Source organism: Staphylococcus sp. HMSC071G07, assembly GCF_001811435.1.
Lineage (GTDB): Bacteria > Bacillota > Bacilli > Staphylococcales > Staphylococcaceae > Staphylococcus > Staphylococcus pettenkoferi.
Map to the genome: position 1 here is coordinate 153099 of NZ_KV804784.1, position 1045 is coordinate 154143.

The 1045-nt window shown below is 47.9% G+C and carries 1 protein-coding gene; it reads left to right on the forward strand.

All coding sequences use genetic code 11. The features are described from left to right. Positions 1 to 1045: GA-like domain-containing protein (locus HMPREF2802_RS10060; protein ID WP_218085174.1), on the forward strand; the 1045-nt coding region annotated here is incomplete at both ends.

Genomic DNA, 1045 nt, shown 5'->3' on the forward strand with positions numbered 1-1045 from the left:
GAAAGAAGCGAATGCGGACGGATTGATTACACCGGATGAGCATAAAGCGTTAGAAAAAGCGAATCAGGATGCAGCGGATGCTAAGCAGAATGCACAGGACAAAGTTGATGCGCTGCCAAGTGATCAGCGAGGCGATATGCCATCAGACTTAGAAAAACTACACGGCATTGATATTCCGGATGTGAACGATTCTGATTCAAATGGTGTCTCCGACGATGTAGATGCACAACGCGAAGAGGCTCAAGCGGCAGTAGATGCAGCTAAAAGTGCAGATCAAGCAGCCCAAGACAAGTTGAAAGAAGCGAATGCAGATGGTCTAATTACGCCGGATGAACACGACGCACTTGAGAAAGCAAATCAAGATGCTGCTGAGGCTAAACAGAGTGCGCAAGCCAAAGTGGATGCACTTCCAAGTGATCAGCGAGGAAATATGCCAGAAGAACTCGAAAAGTTGAATGGCATCGACATCCCTGATGTGAACGACTCAGACGCGAACGGCGTCTCCGACGAAGTTGATGCACAACGCGAAGAGGCACAAAGTGCCGTTAATGCTGCTAAGAATGCGGATCAAGCTGCGCAAGATAAGTTGAAAGAAGCGAATGCGGACGGACTTATCACGCCAGATGAGCATGAAGCTTTAGAAAAAGCTAATCAAGATGCAGCCGAGGCTAAGCAGAGTGCTCAAGAAAAAGTCGATGCCTTACCGTCAGATCAACGAGGCGACATGCCATCAGACTTAGAAAAACTACATGGCATCGACGTTCCAGATGTGAACGATTCAGATGCAAACGGCGTAAGTGATGACGTCGATAGACAACGCGAAGAGGCTCAAAATGCCGTTAACGCAGCCAAAAATGCGGATCAAGCGGCCCAAGACAAGTTAAAAGAAGCGAATGCGGACGGCCTAATTACGCCAGACGAACACGAAGCACTTGAAAAAGCGAATCAGGATGCAGCGGATGCCAAACAGAATGCGCAGGATAAAGTGGATACACTTCCAAGTGATCAACGCGGAGATATGCCATCAGACTTAGAAAAACTACAC